General features: G+C 34.2%; 19 protein-coding genes. 14 read left to right on the forward strand and 5 right to left on the reverse strand.

What is annotated here, in order from left to right; genetic code table 11:
* Positions 1-8: 8 nt before the first annotated feature.
* The 9 genes from G508_RS0110275 (at position 9) to G508_RS0110320 (ending at position 6,571) form a co-directional block, all read left to right on the forward strand.
* The gene (locus G508_RS0110275; protein WP_026705237.1) at positions 9-377 is read left to right on the forward strand and encodes a DUF1801 domain-containing protein; all 369 of its coding nucleotides are present in this window, start codon (positions 9-11) and stop codon (positions 375-377) included.
* A gap of 8 nt (positions 378-385) precedes the next feature.
* Positions 386-862 (forward strand): GNAT family N-acetyltransferase, encoded by a 477-nt coding sequence (locus tag G508_RS0110280; RefSeq protein WP_051197562.1) that lies wholly within the window; start codon positions 386-388, stop codon positions 860-862.
* Positions 863-1,029: 167 nt separating this feature from the next.
* Positions 1,030-1,569 carry a hypothetical protein gene (locus G508_RS0110290; RefSeq protein WP_026705239.1) on the forward strand — a complete coding sequence of 180 codons (540 nt, stop codon included), beginning with the start codon at positions 1,030-1,032 and terminating at the stop codon, positions 1,567-1,569.
* A 168-nt stretch (positions 1,570-1,737) separates the two neighbouring features.
* Positions 1,738-2,394 (forward strand): hypothetical protein, encoded by a 657-nt coding sequence (locus tag G508_RS0110295; RefSeq protein WP_026705240.1) that lies wholly within the window; start codon positions 1,738-1,740, stop codon positions 2,392-2,394.
* A gap of 171 nt (positions 2,395-2,565) precedes the next feature.
* Entirely contained in the window at positions 2,566-3,084 is a 519-nt protein-coding gene (locus tag G508_RS0110300; RefSeq protein ID WP_084625960.1) for a toxin-antitoxin system YwqK family antitoxin, read from the forward strand.
* Between the two features lie 227 nt (positions 3,085-3,311).
* Positions 3,312-3,704 carry a hypothetical protein gene (locus G508_RS18845; RefSeq protein WP_051197547.1) on the forward strand — a complete coding sequence of 131 codons (393 nt, stop codon included), beginning with the start codon at positions 3,312-3,314 and terminating at the stop codon, positions 3,702-3,704.
* Between the two features lie 167 nt (positions 3,705-3,871).
* Complete coding sequence (locus G508_RS0110310; RefSeq protein ID WP_026705242.1) at positions 3,872-4,480, forward strand: DUF4240 domain-containing protein; 609 nt, start codon at positions 3,872-3,874, stop codon at positions 4,478-4,480.
* Between the two features lie 189 nt (positions 4,481-4,669).
* Positions 4,670-5,782, forward strand: a complete 1,113-nt coding sequence (locus G508_RS0110315; protein ID WP_026705243.1) for a pyridoxal phosphate-dependent aminotransferase — start codon at positions 4,670-4,672, stop codon at positions 5,780-5,782.
* Between the two features lie 411 nt (positions 5,783-6,193).
* A complete protein-coding gene (locus G508_RS0110320) occupies positions 6,194-6,571 on the forward strand; it encodes a nuclear transport factor 2 family protein (RefSeq protein ID WP_026705244.1) in 378 nt (125 codons plus the stop codon).
* Between the two features lie 289 nt (positions 6,572-6,860).
* Here G508_RS0110320 and G508_RS0110325 read toward each other — a convergent pair whose 3' ends face one another.
* From G508_RS0110325 to G508_RS0110335, 3 genes are all read right to left on the reverse strand, one after another.
* Positions 6,861-7,052: a hypothetical protein gene (locus tag G508_RS0110325; protein WP_026705245.1), complete on the reverse strand. Its 192-nt coding sequence runs from the start codon at positions 7,050-7,052 to the stop codon at positions 6,861-6,863.
* 255 nt (positions 7,053-7,307) lie between these two features.
* A complete protein-coding gene (locus G508_RS0110330) occupies positions 7,308-8,438 on the reverse strand; it encodes a DegT/DnrJ/EryC1/StrS family aminotransferase (RefSeq protein ID WP_026705246.1) in 1,131 nt (376 codons plus the stop codon).
* Entirely contained in the window at positions 8,435-9,379 is a 945-nt protein-coding gene (locus tag G508_RS0110335) for a GNAT family N-acetyltransferase (protein ID WP_026705247.1), read from the reverse strand. The genes G508_RS0110330 and G508_RS0110335 overlap by 4 nt, the downstream gene beginning before the upstream one ends.
* 149 nt (positions 9,380-9,528) lie before the next feature.
* Here G508_RS0110335 and G508_RS0110340 point away from each other — a divergent pair, with 149 nt between their 5' ends.
* A complete protein-coding gene (locus G508_RS0110340) occupies positions 9,529-11,340 on the forward strand; it encodes a gliding motility-associated C-terminal domain-containing protein (protein WP_026705248.1) in 1,812 nt (603 codons plus the stop codon).
* 1 nt (position 11,341) lies between these two features.
* Here G508_RS0110340 and G508_RS0110345 read toward each other — a convergent pair whose 3' ends face one another.
* The gene (locus G508_RS0110345) at positions 11,342-11,944 is read right to left on the reverse strand and encodes a trimeric intracellular cation channel family protein (protein WP_026705249.1); all 603 of its coding nucleotides are present in this window, start codon (positions 11,942-11,944) and stop codon (positions 11,342-11,344) included.
* A gap of 64 nt (positions 11,945-12,008) precedes the next feature.
* Positions 12,009-12,749, reverse strand: a complete 741-nt coding sequence (locus G508_RS0110350) for an RDD family protein (RefSeq protein WP_026705250.1) — start codon at positions 12,747-12,749, stop codon at positions 12,009-12,011.
* A gap of 20 nt (positions 12,750-12,769) precedes the next feature.
* Between G508_RS0110350 and G508_RS0110355 the strand changes: the two genes are divergently transcribed.
* From G508_RS0110355 to G508_RS0110370, 4 genes are read left to right on the forward strand one after another with little or no spacing between them, the layout of a single operon-like run.
* Positions 12,770-13,756 (forward strand): stage II sporulation protein M, encoded by a 987-nt coding sequence (locus tag G508_RS0110355; protein ID WP_026705251.1) that lies wholly within the window; start codon positions 12,770-12,772, stop codon positions 13,754-13,756.
* Complete coding sequence (locus G508_RS0110360; RefSeq protein ID WP_026705252.1) at positions 13,749-14,504, forward strand: hypothetical protein; 756 nt, start codon at positions 13,749-13,751, stop codon at positions 14,502-14,504. Before G508_RS0110355 ends, G508_RS0110360 begins: the two co-directional genes overlap by 8 nt.
* Positions 14,504-15,703: a DUF4350 domain-containing protein gene (locus tag G508_RS0110365; protein ID WP_026705253.1), complete on the forward strand. Its 1,200-nt coding sequence runs from the start codon at positions 14,504-14,506 to the stop codon at positions 15,701-15,703. The genes G508_RS0110360 and G508_RS0110365 overlap by 1 nt, the downstream gene beginning before the upstream one ends.
* On the forward strand, positions 15,703-16,713 hold the full coding sequence (locus tag G508_RS0110370; protein WP_026705254.1) for an AAA family ATPase: 1,011 nt from the start codon (positions 15,703-15,705) through the stop codon (positions 16,711-16,713). Before G508_RS0110365 ends, G508_RS0110370 begins: the two co-directional genes overlap by 1 nt.
* The last annotated feature ends 12 nt before the right edge of the window (positions 16,714-16,725 follow it).

Here is a 16,725-nt window from a genome sequence, read left to right on the forward strand (position 1 = left end):
ATAAAATGATGGAGCAACTTCATAACTATTATCTAAATAAAGAAGAACCAAACAAGAGTTGCCTGCTTGCACTACGAAGTATTATTCTCGACCAAGACACAAATATTACTGAAACGCAGAAATGGGGAATGCCCTGCTTCTGCTATAAGAAAAAAATGTTTTGCTATTTATGGACAGATAAAAAAACGGAAGAACCGTATATTCTTATGGTAGAAGGGAAATACCTTGACTACCCCGAATTGGAAGAAGGCGAACGTTCCCGAATGAAGATTTTTAGAGTTAATCCAAACCAAGATTTGCCTATAAAGACAATTGAAAACATTTTGCAAAAAGCATTAGACTTATATAAAAACGGAACAATAAAAATAAAAGAATGACAGACAGGATGGACATACGTTTAACAACGACAAATCAAAATTTCAAAATAGAAAAATATACAGAGAATGACAGAGAACAAATTCTCAACGTTTGGGGAAAATCTGTATTAGCAACTCACGACTTTCTAAATCCGACCGACTTTAAAGAAATCAAACAACTAGTACAGACATTCAATTTTAATGATTTTGAAGTTTATTGTCTAAAACAAAATGACGAAGTAGCAGGATTTATTGGTCTCGCTGAACGAAAAATAGAAATGCTTTTCTTTTCGCCAGAATATATCGGAAAAGGTCTTGGAAGAAAGCTAGTTGACTTTGCTTTTTCAGAATTAAAAGCCGACAAAGTAGACGTAAACGAACAAAACACAAGTGCGGTTAAGTTTTACGAAAAACTCGGTTTCAAAACATACGAACGGACAGATAAAGATGACCAAGGAAAGGAATATCCTTTATTGAGAATGAAACTTGAAACAACGAAAAACTAACAACGAGAAAAAGCCCGAACCGCTAACAGCAGTTTGGCAAAATGGCGGGTTCAGTGTTAAATTCAAGTTCAGTTCTTCGATTAAGCTTTTGTGCAAAACTGAACATTTGTACTTCGATTTCCGCCACTTCGCCAAGCTGCAAAACGTTACCAGCAAGTTTATACAACATGAATACTAACTTTTCAATTTCTGAATTTCACAATGAACTGAAATCTTCACTTTCAGAGAGTACTATGGAAATTAGAAAAGAATGGATAGCTATAATTTTAGAAAACAATATTGAAATAAAATCTCTTTTTGATTTACTAAAATCTGAGCATAAAATTGCTATTCGGTTTCTTTGGCTTTTGAGTGAAATTGGGTTAACTAATCAAGAAAAACTACTTTCAGAGCTTCCTATTTTATTTAAAGAATATGAGAATCTAAATCCAAAATATAAAACTTCTTTCGCTTCATTTTGGTACTTAGTTGGAGTGCCCCAAGAAAATGAAGGAAAAGCTATAGATTTATTATTTCAATGGCTATTATCAAATCAAACAAATGTCACAACTAAGTCTAGATCCTTGAGTGTGCTGTTCAAACTAACACAAAAGTATCCTGAATTAAAAAATGAGTTGGTGCTTTCTCTAAAAGATCAAATGCACAAATGCACCAAAAGTTTTGAAAAAAAGGCAAATAAAATACTAATTGAAATATCCAAAAACTGAGGAATAATTAAACCTGTTGGTAACAGCAGTTTCTCGCAATTGCGAATTTTGTTGTAAGTTCACGTTTGCGTTTCGCAAGAATTTTTATCTTTAACAAAGAATAAAAAGTTAGCTGGCTTCGTTACTGCTTCAAGCCGCGGCACGTTATGCGGTAATACGAAAAAAACTATGACGAAACAATTTACGATTTTGAAACCTTTAATTCTTTTGATAATCTTTATCGGCTGTCAAAGAAATAACGATGTGAAAAATCCAAAAAGTACTAAAGAGAATATTTGGGAAATTAAAAGCAATGGTGAAAATATTACACAAATTAAATGGAAAGAATACGAAAACGATAGTCTAACATTAAAAGTTCCAATTGAATGGAATGAAACTCCGCAAAAAGATAGCTGGGTATATTTTCCACAGGACAAGAATAACACAAAATTATATTTCGGAATTATGAAATATAATACTTCTGTAATTAATATGAATCTTGAAGAATATCTTAAAGAAGGCTTTCATCAGGTTTCAAGTAAGATTAATGGATTTAGATATATACTTAAAAAATTAGACTTCAACAATTCAACACATTGTTATATTCTAACTATTTTTACTAAAGAAAAAGGTGAAAAATATATTACTTACTCTTTGGTTTATCAATCGAAAAATCAAATATATGATTTTGCTTATAAAACTTTTGATGACGAGAAAATCAGCGAAATCAATTATCGAAAATTTCTTCTCATAGTTTTCAGCTTCGAATTTAATAGAAAAAAAATATTTGAATCGCCTAATCTTTTTATAAATCGTGAGAAAGAACTTAAATTTGAAGATTTATAAAATTATTTCATGACATACTACCGCTAACAGCATATTTACGAAATCGCTGGCTTTGTCTTTCTAAGCCGGAAACTACTCAAAAGAAAAATTCTATATATTTACAATTAACTATAAAATGCTGTTACTTCGTGAAGTGGTGGAACATTATAGGCAATTTCAGAAAAAAACAGCATGAGAACACCAATTTACTTATTATCAATATTTTTTCTATTGAGTTGCAGTAGTTCAAAAACGAATTCTGAAGTAGTTAGAATAAACACCAAAGTTATTTATTATCCGAGTGGTAAAATAAAAAGTGTTGGCAATACTGACGATTTCACTAAAGAATTTAGAATTGGCTATTGGAATGAGTTTTATGAAAATGGTCAGTTGAAAGAATCTGGAAATTACAATTTAGAAACTTATGAAGAATGTTGTAGTGGTGGAATCTGTGATGGCTACTATAGTTATAAAATTGGCGAGTGGCTTTATTATTATGAAAATGGTAAACTGAAAGCAAAAGGGACTTATAGAATTGGTAAAAAAACAAAGAATACAAATTGTGGAACTAAAGCTGAAATCAATTTTGGTTATGTCACCGAATCTTGGCTTTTTTATGATAGAAACGGTAATGAAATCAAACCAAATTCTGACGATATAAACGAAATTGAAAAAAGTAGTTATATCAATCAATTCGATATGTTGAAATAAAAACTGCCTATAACAGTGTTTTCACACCATGGCTGGTTTTATCTTTCTAAGCCGAAAACTACTCAAAAGGAAAATTCTATATATTTACAACTAACTATAAAGTTGCTGTTACTGGGTAAAGTAGCGGAATGTTACCAGTAATTAAAAAAAAAAATGAACTTAATAAACAAACTATTTAATAAGCCTAAAGTGGATTGTCCTAGATGTTTAGGTAAAGGAAATGTAGATTGGGACGATATAAAAGACTTGGACAAGAATTAAAATGGCTTCCAGGCGAATGTGCATATTGCAATGCTACAGGAAAAGTTACTTCTGAAATGTTATCAAAAATTTCGATAGATAATATGTATTTAACCACAAATATTACTCAAGATGAAAGACAAAAACTAATTAATAATGACTCAGATGCTTTAAAAAGAGCCGCTTATTATGAGATGGAGGTTAATGACTTTATAAAACAAGTAGAATATCTTTACTTCACTGCCAATTTAAATGTGGACGCGATAGTAGAATTTTACTTAATTGCTAAAACCGAACCAGAAATATCCCCAAGCGAAAAAGAGAATTTTATTGATTACATAGAAAGAATTATTGAGCATAAAAAAGCAAATTACAATTAGAAAGACTGCTGATAACATCCGTTTCTTGCTATTGCGAAATTTGTACAAGCCGGACGTTTATCTTTCGCAGAAACCATATCTTAGTAGAAAAATAATTCGTTCCGAACTTCGCAACAGACCATAAGCGGCGGAACGTTAGCAGTAATTTTAAGAGCCTTTATCTAAACATGGAACAATCTATAATCAATTCTGATAAATTTTGGGAGACAATTGAAAAAGCTAATAAGCTATCACAAGGAAATCTTGACATGTTTACAAAGCTAATTGAGAAGGAATTATCATCTTGGTCATATTCTGAATTATATCACTTTCAAATTATATACGAAGAATACGAACTAGCAACTGTAAAATATGCTAACAATCTAATTTGGTCAGCCTTAATTTTAATCAACAAAGGATATTGTACAAATACTTATGGATTTGCTGGATGGTTAATCTCTCAAGGAAAAAACACTTATTTGGAAACGCTGAAAAACCCAGATTATTTAGCAAAAACTGATGCAAGTAAAGACAAATGCAATTATGAAGGTATTAGGTTCGTTGCTATTAACCTTGCCAAAGAAAAAATGAAAGGAAAAATAAAGCAAAAAACTGAGGAAATGAAACCGTTGTGGGAATCAGATATATTCAAGAGCGACCAAATAAAAATTAACTCCGAAATAGAATATGGCAATCTAAATAGAAATAGAGATTGGAAACTAAAAGAAATGGAACCTTTATTACCAGATTTATATAATAAACATGTCGCTAAAAAAAGATTTTGGGGATTATTCTAGAAAAAACTACTGCTAACAGCGGTCTCGCACAATTGCTGGTTTTTATTTTTACGCGTTAACAAAAAACATTAATCTTTAACAGAAAATAATCCGTTCGCTGACATCGCAATCCAACCGTTGTAGGTAAGTTTAAAAATCCGCGGTTGTAACAAACCATTTCCTTTAAAGACTAATTCACAAAAAGAAAATATGGAAACGAACAGAAGGCTTTGGCTGAAAAAAATTGGAATTGGAGTCGCTGGTATAGGATTTACAAACTTCAATTCATTTACTTCTCCTCTTGTAACTGAAAATTTAAATACTAGTTTTGAGAATGATGCTAGCTTAATTTTTTTACGCTCAAATGAAAACCCTTATGGTCCATCTCCATTAGCGAGAAAATCATTTATTGACAATGCAAATATTAGTAACCGATATAATTGGGATGTTGCGACACAACTGATTTCTGACCTTTCAAAAAAGAATAGTGTTAAAGACGAAAACATATTGTTGGGAGCTGGTTCAACTGAAATTTTAGATTTGGTTGCAAAATTTGTATCAATAGGCAAAGGAAATTATGTAATCGCTGACCCAAGCTATGATTATTGGACCTTTACATTAGATAATTTAGGCTTAACAAAAAATAAAGTACCTCTTACAACCGACAAGAAAATTAATTTGCAAGCTATGTTGGAAGCTGTAAACCAAGATACAAAGCTTGTTTATATATGTAATCCAAACAACCCAACAGGAACAATTTGTGAAAGAGAAGCATTGGTAGAATTTGTAGCCAAGATTCCACAAAATACAATTGTACTGATTGATGAAGCATATTTAGAATTTACCAAGCAGCAATCCCTTAGCAATATGGTAAATGATCAAAAAAATATTATTATTGCCAAAACATTTTCAAAAATATACGGTTTGGCTGGAGCCAGAGTTGGATATGCAATTGCGAACAAAGAAATAATTGATAATTTGTCAAATTTGCAATCCAATACAAATAATAGCGTTAGTGTAGTATCAAAACTTGCCGCTATAGCTTCGTTGAAAGATGATAAATTTGTTTCAAATTGTTACTCGCTAAATGAAGACGTAAGACAATATACCATCAGCGAACTCAAAAAATTAAATTGTGAGTGCATTTCTTCTACTACAAATTTTATCTATTTTTCACTTTCCAACTACAAGAAGGATTATTTCAAGCAATTAGAAGACAATACTATTCAGGGTGGAAGAATATATGAAGAGCAAGGAAAATGGACAAGGATTACAGTGGGCAAAATGGACGAAATGAAAAAATTCATTAAAGCTATACAATAAAAACTGCCACCAACATCGGTTACTATTACACAACTTCGTTTTTTGCCCCTATTTTCAAAACCCCTAAAACCCAACCTCGTTTAAGCACTTTTAAACGAGGTTATTTTTTTAGTGATAGCTCAAAGTTGTAAGATATTGAGGGGTTAAGAAGATGGTTTTTACAAAAGTAAAGTCCTTTAAATTTATAAAAAAATACGATTCCCCATGTTCGCTTTTTGTTATATTTGGAGAGTTTTACAACAAGCACCTCAAATAATAGCTGGTAAGCTCCATTGTTACTTCGTGCCAAAAGGAAACCGTTTTTCCTTAACTTTGTTTTGGTAGACTCCAGGCTCCGAGTTTTATTTCCGTAGCCTACTAGCGAAATGTAACAGTAAACTTATTAGAAATCCTGTAAAAAAAAACAACTATATGAATTCACTAATTATTAACGAGCAAAAAGTCTTGGAAATCGAAAAAAAACTTCTCGAAGCAATGAAGAAAAGCGATGTTGAAATTCTCGATCAATTGCTTCATGATGATTTGCTGTTTGTTCTTCCAACTGGCGAAGTCATCACCAAACAAATGGATTTAGAAACTCATAAATCTGGCAACTTGATTTTAGAGGAAATCACTTCTTCAATTGATTCGATAAAGCTAATCGAAGAAAACGCTGTGGTTACTTTGTCTTCAAAGCTTAAGGGAAAAATGTTGGAGCAGCACTTTGAAGGTAACTTTCGTTATATGCGAGTTTGGAAAATGTTTGACGGGCAATTAAAAGTTATTGCCGGAAGTTGTGTGTCAATTTAAAGCTAGCTGTTACCAGCTAGTAAACCCACTTGCAATTTTAAGTTAAAATCCTTAGTAGTTTTTCTTATCGTTTTTCAGATTCCGCACGGCTATTTTGAAGCATTTTCTTCGGACTATACAAAATTTGGATTCTTCTCCAGAATGGTATTGTTTTTTGGATTGTTTTTCCTTGAAGTCTATATCTTGTTCCTGATTATTTTCGGGATTATATCAGATTGGAAATTTGGGCAGATTACCTTATCGCCTTTCCGTTAATTTATTTTGGAAAAATTCTGCAGAAACATAAAAACTATATTTCAAAACTAACAAGTGCTTCTTCCAGTCGCTCAGGTGTCAAATATTTGCCCCAGATTTCTAAAAAATTCTTCTTCTTCACTTGCAGGATTTTGCGATAAGCTTCGAGTTGCTCTAAGTTTAATACGGCTTCGAGAGCATCGACTTTCATCGAGATCGTGGTTAATAGAATAGTTTGTTCTGTCATGCTTTTGGTTTTTTTACAAAAATAATGATGTTATCAAGACTTTCTGTTATGATTTAATTTTCAGATTTATAAAATTCGCATTATGAAGGGTTTAATTATGCCGATTTAACCTCAAAGCAAGTAGGAAATAACTCTCTTGGAGTATATCAATAAAATTAAGAAATAAAAAAAATCATCAAATGAACCCATGCCGATTTGCTCAAGAAAATAATCTTAAAAAAGTTGTGTTTTCAGTATTTCTTGATAAAATCAAGATTAGTATTGGTTTAAAACAGTGATGATTATTGTTATTTCTTCGGCTGTCAACACAGGACTTATAGGCAAACTCAATATTTCCTTATGTATTTTTTCGGTTATTGGAAACGACAGATGATGCAATTGAGGCAAAGCTTTCTGTTGATGTGGCGGTATCGGGTAATGTATCTGGGTTTGAATCCCGTTTTCTAACAAATACTGTTGTAACTCGTCTCTTTTTTCGGTTTGGATGACAAACAAATGGAAAATATGATTTTCAGAATAATCATAAAATGGAAGCTGAATCTTACTGTTTTTTATTTCCGACAAATAACGTTTTGCAATTTGTCTTCTGATCGCATTTTCTTGATCCAGATGTGGCAATTTCACACTCAGGAAAGCAGCCTGAATTTCATCCAACCTTGAATTAACACCCGCCAATTCATTGTGATATTTTACTTCCGAACCATAATTGCGAAGCGAGAACAACACTTTTGCAAGAGCATCATCATTGGTTGTGATGGCTCCTGCATCGCCCAAGGCTCCCAGATTTTTACCCGGATAAAAACTAAAACCTGCGGCATGGCCTAGATTTCCGGAGAAGGAAGATGGAAGTTCTGAGTCTGCAAACTGAAACTGAACACTCATAACCGCTCCTTGTGCTTGAGCAGCATCCTCAATTACCAATATATTATTTTTTTTTGCGATTGCATTTATAGTCTCCATATCAGCAAGTTGACCATACAGATGAACCGCGAGAATGGCTTTTGTTTTGGTCGTAATGGCCTTTTCAACTTCCTTCGGGTCGATGTTGAAGGTTTTTGCATTGGGTTCAACCAAAACTGGAACCAAATCAGCTTGAAGGATGGCCAATATTGAAGCGATATAAGTATTTGCAGCAACAATCACTTCATCCCCTTTTTGCAGTTTACCCAATTCAATATATCCTTTGAATATTAAAACCAAGGCATCGAGGCCATTCCCTACTCCAATGCAATAGTTAGTGCCACAATATTGAGCAAATTGCTTTTCAAAAGCTTGCACTTCTTCGCCTAAAATATACCAACCTTTATCCAAAAAAGACCGAAATTTTTCTTGAAAAGCCGATTCATATTGCAGGTTTATCTTATGTAGGTCTAGAAATTTTATCATAATGAAAGTGAATAAAAATCCTGATTGTAAACAGAACATCCCAGCTCTTCTTTTTGTTTTAGCAAGCCCGGATTATAACCTTTTTCGTTATTTTCTGTCACCGTTCCCATATCAAAAAAGGAAACTTTATCTTTAAAATGCTGAATTAAATTGATAAATAAAAAATCCAAAGCCCTTAATTTTTCACCTTGTGGAGTTGTCGCGCCATACTGTGATTTTACAACATTCCCAAAATGAAAAAGCGTGATTCCTGCAACGATTTCATCTTCAAAATAGGCATTGAATTGCAAAATATTCTTAGGAAAATTATCGGCTAATTGTTGTATTTCTTCCTTCGCATGAACTGGTTTTGTGTTGTGTTTTTCTTGCAAACGCGGAACTAGGACTTTATCCCAAAAAGAGGCTAACGAAGTTTCTTCTTTGATTTCTATATCCAGTTCTGAAACCCTTCTAAAATGCTTCAATTTGCTTTTGGAAATAGTCAGATCTGAAGCAAAATCTATCGCTAAGTTCAAATCCTTTCGGTACAAAGCGGCTTTCTTTTGCCATAAAATATAATCCATTTCGAGTGCCGATTTCTTGCTGTAGATTGATATTATAGGTTTATAAATCAAGGTTTCGATATCCTTTTGCTTTAGAAAAAAAAGCAATTGTTCGAAAACTACTGCTACTTCATCAGCATTTAATTTTTCTCCATATACCAAACCGCCATAGGTCAAGCCTTGATGCGAAAATACAGTTTCTCCCACTCGATTTGCAGGAAGAACAGCCACCCATTTTGCATCTTCTTCCACAATGAGTGAAAAGTCCTGAAAACGATCTTTATGGTATTCCATAAAATTTCGATTGAACAGGAAAGTAGCATTTTTTGCCTTACCGATAAAGGAATTCCAGGCTTCAAAATCGTTAGCTTCGTAAGGTCTGACAGTGTAGTTTTTCACATTCAAAATTTAAACATCGGAAAATTACGAATTAGGAATTAAAAATTAGGAATTAAAATTTAAAAATTGCTTTTAGAATTCTATTTCTTAGGAATCTTCTATTTATAAATAATTAGTATCTTTAAAATCTTAAAAATAAATCACTTTTAGTGAAACTGCATTTACAACATATTTATTGTCTCGTTTTCCTACTGATATCCTGCGAAATAATCGCCCAGGATGTTTCTTTATATCAGCAATTCAATGGTCAATATGATTTTACGGCTGTCGGAAATACGCTAAATCCTGCCGAGAACAATACTTCTTCGAATTGCAATATTCTCAATACTTCTTCAGAAACTTTAGTACTTTCTACAGGTGATGTTGTCGAGAAAGCGTTCCTTTATTGGGCAGGCTCTGGAACTGGAGATTTGCAAGTAAACCTTAACGGAACCACTATCAATTCGCAACGGACGTTTCCGCTTTTTAAGAACAATCTCAATTATTTTTGTGCTTTCGCAGATGTGACCACGCTTGTCCAAAACACGGGTGCTGGAAATTATACGCTTTCGGAATTTGATTTGGCCGCCCTTGTTGGAGCTGGTTCAGGTTATTGCAGCAACCGAACGAACTTTGGCGGATGGGCCATTGTTGTTGTTTTTAAAAATAATAATTTACCGATGAACCAGCTCAATGTGTATGACGGTTTGCAAGGTGTTTCGGCCGATGAAACCGATTTGACATTAACGCTAAACGACCTAAATGTTGTAGATAATGCTGGAGCAAAAATTGGATTTGTAGCCTGGGAAGGCGATAAGAGTTGGTCGAATAACGAAAATCTCACCTTTAACGGTTTTGATTTATTTGACGAGGAATTAAATCCTATTAACAGTATCTTCAATGGTACCAATAGCTACACCGGTTCGGAAGAAATGTTTAATATGGATTTGGATGTTTTTAGTATTGAAGAATTTATCGAAATTGGAAATCCTACTGCCACTATCGAACTCACTTCGCTTCAAGACTTTGTAATGATCAGTACCGTCATTACAAAACTCAACAACCAGCTTCCGGATGCCACAATCGAACTTCATAGTGCCAATAACGAATGCTTTTCCAGAACGGTTTTGGTGGATTATACCGTTAGTAATTTCAACAGTACTGATACACTTCCTGCTGGAATTCCGATTGCCATCTATGCCAATGACATTTACATTCAATATGATGAAACCACACTACCAATTCCTGTTGGCGAAAGCCAAAACAAAACCATATCCCTCACTATTCCGGAAACATTCCCTGATGATTTTACGTTAAAATTTATAGTAGATGCGTTTGAAAATGGGGATGGAATACAGAATGAGCTCAATGAGAATAACAATATATCCAACACGCTCGATGTTTCCCTATCAGGTGGACTAACATTTAACTTGCTTGAGGATATCACGATTTGCAATGCGGGTTTAGGAAAAACAGCTTTTGATTTTTGGGATTATATTGAAGCTGTAAAGACTACTCCTACTGATATAGTGAGTTTCTACACCTCTCTTCAAGATGCTCTGATACAAGTAAATGCAATTGAAGATCCTGCCAATCATATAGCCCAAACGAATCCCGAAGAAATTTTTGTAAGGATTGAAAATGATAAATGCTACCTGACCACTTCCTTCTTTTTGAACACAAAAAATTGTCCGCCAAAGGTTTATAACTATATTTCGGCTAACAATGATGGTAGCAATGACACTTTTTTTGTAGAAGGTTTGCGTGATGTTTTTGTGAACTTTGAACTGCAAATTTACAACCGCTGGGGTGCTTTGGTTTGGACCGGAAACAATACTACCGAAGATTGGTATGGCTTTGCCAATGAAGGAACCCGAGCTGCCGGCGATAAACTGATGGAAGGAACTTATTATTATATCCTAAACCTGAATGACCCAGAATATCCTGATGTTTTGACAGGATTTATTCACATGACGCGGTAAATTACTTCTTTTCCAAAGCCGGAAGAAACCACTTGAATTTTACCGCCATCAATCGGATTGCAATCATCACCAAAGATGTTATAAGATACAAAACATCTTGATTGAGGTTCAATTCGCGTAATCCAAAAAATAATATTCCACCGATGATACAAATCGTGGCATAAATTTCTCTTCTAAAAATCACGGGGATTTCGTTGCAGAGAATATCTCGGATAACACCTCCAAAACAAGCGGTCATGGTTCCCAAAGCAATGCAAATCACAGGATGCAATCCGATATTGATTCCTTTTTCAAGACCTATTAATGTAAAAACACCTAGCCCAATTGTATCAAACAGGAACAACGATGTTCTTAATCGGTCTAATTTTTTTCTAAAAATTACGGCTAAGAAAAAACCTAAAATTATCAGGTACACATAATTCAAGTCGAGCATCCAGCCTACGGGAGTTCGCCCAATCATGATATCACGAAGCGTTCCGCCACCAACAGCCGTGACAAATGCAATGATAAAAACGCCAAAAGGATCGAGTTTTTTGTTCATTGCCGTCAAAGCTCCCGACATTGCGAAAGCCATAGTACCGATAATGTCGAGAAGGTAGAACATTTTAGATTTTAGATTGAGGATTTGGGTATTGGAATTTGAGTATTGGAATTTGATATTTCCCTCCCTACATATTCTGAGTATAAAAATTATAATCTTTCAAAATTGTTTTGATAAAATCCACATCATTTCCTGATTGGTTTTTAATTCCTGTAACCGCTTCGATTTTAGTTCTCAGTTTTCTAATAATTTCGTGATCATGATGCTTATTGGCTCTCTGAAAATTATCTTTAATGATTCGGACATCATTATCAGAAAGTTTGATGACTAATGGATAGATTGGCACATAATTATCATTTATATTTTCTAAAATCGTACTATCGATGGTAACGTCACTTTTCAAACTGATGATGGCCGTTCCAGCCGTAATATCGCCCAAACGTTGTGATTTTTGATTTACAACAATCGAGATAAACCCCACAACACCAAAACTCATTACAATATCAACCAATCTAAAAAGCCATCTGATAAAATAATCGCCAAAACTCGCTTGGTAGCCATCAATTTTTACAACTTTAATTTTCAAGAGACGCTTTCCAAGACTTTGTCCTTCAAAAACACTTTCAAAAAAGAGGCTGTAAAATGTGATCGGACTGAAAATAATAATCATAATTGCCGCTACTGACCATCGGTCCATATTCCCCATGGCATCCCCCAAACCGGAGTAATTTAAGAACATTCCAATCACGATCATATAGGCAATCATAATCAACAAATCGGTTCCAAAAGCCAGTATTCGCTGGCCAATTGAAGCGGCTGTAAAATTTATGTTTACATTTTGTGTAGTATTTATCGATAATTCTGACATATTTTATATTTTAGCCATTAATGAGAGAAGTTGCCTTCATAAAACAAAATAAAGAAAAATGGCTTGAATTTGAGCAGGCTATTTTCGGTAAAGCTAAAAAAAATCCTGATGAAATGGCTGGTTTATACATACATTTAATCAACGATTTGTCGTATGCACAAACCTATTACCCTAAAAGTAAGACTGTTGTATATCTAAATTATTTGGCCTCGCAAATTTATCAGAGAATCTATAAAACCAAAAGACAGGAAACCAACAGGATTGTATATTTCTTTTCTACGGAGATTCCGTTACTCATCTATCAATATAGGAGATATGTTTTATATGCCTTTGTGCTGTTTTTTGTGTTTGTCGGGATGGGTGTCTTGTCGGCAAAATATGACGATGGCCTTGCCCGATTGATTATGGGCGACGAATATGTCAACCAAACTTTAGAAAATATCAAGGGTGGCGATCCAGTTGCGATCTATAAAAGTGGAAGCAATTGGGGAAGTTTTATTGGCATCACGATGAACAATCTTAAGGTTGGAGCCATGTGTTTTCTACTGGGAATTTTAGCCGGAGTTGGCACTTTTTATATCATGCTACAAAACTGCCTTATGTTGGGTTCTTTTCAATACTTTTTTTACCAGGAAGGTGTTTTTTGGGAAAGCGTTCAAGGCATCTGGATTCATGGATCGATGGAAATTTTTGCAATTGTCATTGAAGCTGCAGCCGGACTTTTATTGGGAGCCTCATTGCTTTTCCCAAAAACATATTCTAGATTAACATCCCTAAAAATGGGAATGAAAAACGGGCTCAAGATTTATTTGAGTACGATTCCGTTTACTATAGCAGCAGGTTTTCTCGAAGGGTTTGTAACCCGCTATTCGCTTGAAATGCCGAATTGGCTGAATGTGTTTATCATTCTTTCGACCTTGTCGCTAATTTCCTTTTATTATTTGATTTTCCCATCGATTGTAGCTAAAAAACTAAAATCGCAAAACAGTTTACCTTCTTTTGAATAAATATCTATACATAGTAGTTTTACTTTTTTGCTTTCAAGTTTATGGGCAAGATACTTTGGCTACAGCCAAAAAAGAAGTTACTACTTTCACCGAAAAAGACATCCAAATTGACAGTTCGAACATAGAACAACTGCGTTTTAAACCTTCCTTTAAAGAAGAATATGACTCGGATGATTTTGTTTATGAACAAAAAACAAAAGAAGAAAATTTTTGGGATCGTTTTAAAGAATGGCTAGCGCGTTTTTTTCAGCGGATTTTTAGTATCAGTAATAATGAAGCAGCGATGAATACTGTTGACTTTGTATTCAAAACAATTGCAGTTTTAGTCATTCTTTTTGTGGTTTATTTAATCGTGAAAGCCATTTTGAGTAAAGAAGGAAAATGGGTTTTCGGTAAGAATTCTGATAGAAAAATCATCAATTATGACGCCGTTGAACGAAACCTACATTCAGTTGATTTCGAAAAATTAATCAAACAAAGCATTCAAGCTGGCGAAAAAAGACTAAGCATCCGCTACTACTATTTGTGGCTGTTGAAAAAAATGTCGGAGAAACAAATCATCGAATGGGATGCAGAGAAAACCAATTCGGATTACCTCTATGAAATTAAAAGCGAAACATTCAAAAAAGAATTTGGCTACCTCTCTTATTTGTATAATTACATCTGGTATGGCGAATTTGAACTCGACGAAACTACTTTTGAAAAAGCCCGAAAAGCATTCGAGAAATCAATACAAACTATCTACTAATGGACAAATCGCTTCGAATTTATATCGGTTTTTTAGTTGCTTTTTTGGCATTGATCGTGATCATCGAAATGAATGTCCCAAAACCTATTGATTGGACACCAACCTATGGTTTGCGAGACAAAAAACCACTTGGGATGTATGTTTTTAATGAACAAGCAGCTTCCTTATTAAAGAATCGAAAAATAGAAAAAATCAACGTGACACCTTATGAATACTTGGAACCCTTGTATGATTATGATTCGTTGGTGAATACCTATACCGCAAAAGGTACTTTCCTGATTATCAATGAATTTTCTGTATTGGATTCAGAATCATTAACGGAACTTTTTTATTTTGCCGATCATGGAAATGACGTCTTCATTAGCATGAAATCCTTTCCTGAACAACTACTCGATAGCTTAGATATTGAGTTAGGAAATGATTTTGAATATAGTGATAAGTCAAAAGTATGGATGGCAAATCCGATATTGGGACAAGAAAAATATCCTTTAAAAGAAGGGGTTGGGAATACCTATTTTTCTAAAATAGACACTTTAAACACAACGGTTCTCGGGTATCAAGGTGCAAAAAAATCTTCTATTAATTTCATTAAAGTGCCTTACCAAAACGGAAATTTCTACCTGCATACACAACCTGCAGCATTTACGAATTTTCATCTCTTGAAAGACAATCACGCGCGATATGCCGAAAAAATAATGTCCTATATTCCGGAAGGAAATGTATATTGGTACACCAAAGACATCAATGGTAATAATAATTCTAATTCGCCTTTGAGGTTTTTCTTTAGCGAACCAGCCTTACGATCAGCTTGGTATTTATCACTTATAGGATTGTTGATTTTTATGATTTTTAATGCCAAAAGAAAACAGCGAATTGTCCCGATTATCAAACCATTGGAAAACACAACAATAGATTTTATCAAGACAATCGGAAATTTGTACTTTCAAGAAGGCGATCACGATACGATCATCAACAAGAAAATTATTTATTTCTTGGATAAAATCAGACAGGATTATTTAATGGAAACCACTGTATTGGATGATCAATTTATAAAAAAATTACACCTCAAATCAGGAAAAAAGTTCGAAGACATTCAAAAGGTTGTCTATCTCATCAACCAGCATAGAAAAGGGCATTTTGAAAGTGTGGAGAGCGATTTAATAGAACTTAATAGCATAATGGAAAAAATAACCAACTAATGGAAAATACAGAAATCAACAATACTCCGGAGAACGAAAATGTAAATTTCGAATCAAGATTAGACTTGAGCAAACTGCAAGAAAGCATTTTGGACATCAAGGCAGAATTAGGTTCTGTGATCGTTGGACAAGAAAAAATGATCGACCAGTTGCTGGTTGCCTTCTTGTCAAATGGACACGTTTTGCTTGAAGGTGTTCCTGGTGTGGCCAAGACTATCACGGCAAAACTATTGGCCAAGACGTTGCAAATTGGCTTCAGCCGAATTCAGTTTACACCCGATTTGATGCCGTCGGATATTTTAGGAACTTCGGTTTTTGATTTAAAAAAATCAGAGTTTGAATTCAAAAAAGGACCTATCTTCTCGAATCTGATTCTGATTGACGAGATCAACCGAGCTCCAGCCAAAACACAAGCAGCCTTGTTTGAAGTAATGGAAGAACGCCAAATCACGATTGACGGTTCTACCTATATTTTAGAAACACCATTCTTGGTAATTGCAACTCAAAATCCAATCGAACAAGAAGGAACCTATCGCTTGCCAGAAGCTCAATTGGACCGTTTCCTGTTCAAGATTTCAATTGATTATCCAAAATTATCCGAAGAAATCATGATCATCCAGAGGGAACATCTTTTGCAAGATCAAGGGAAATTACAAAACATCAAAACCTTGCTTTCTGCCGATGAAATCAAGCACTATCAATCGTTGGTAAAACAAATTCTAGTAGAGCAAAATTTATTAGAATATATTGCAAAAATCGTCATTAACACTAGAGAAAATGCCTTTTTATATCTTGGAGCTTCTCCTCGTGCATCGATTGCGATTTTGAATGCTGCCAAAGGTTTTGCAGCCATTCGTGGTCGTGATTTTGTAACCCCCGAAGACATCAAGGAAGCAGCAGTTCCGGTTTTGCAACACCGTGTTATTGTAACTCCTGAGCGTGAAATGGAAGGTATTACAAGTGTCGAAATCATCAAACAAATATTGGAAGCTGTCGAAATTCCGAGATAAAAAATCTGAACA

The organism is Flavobacterium soli DSM 19725, from assembly GCF_000422705.1.
In the GTDB taxonomy this organism is placed as follows: domain Bacteria; phylum Bacteroidota; class Bacteroidia; order Flavobacteriales; family Flavobacteriaceae; genus Flavobacterium; species Flavobacterium soli.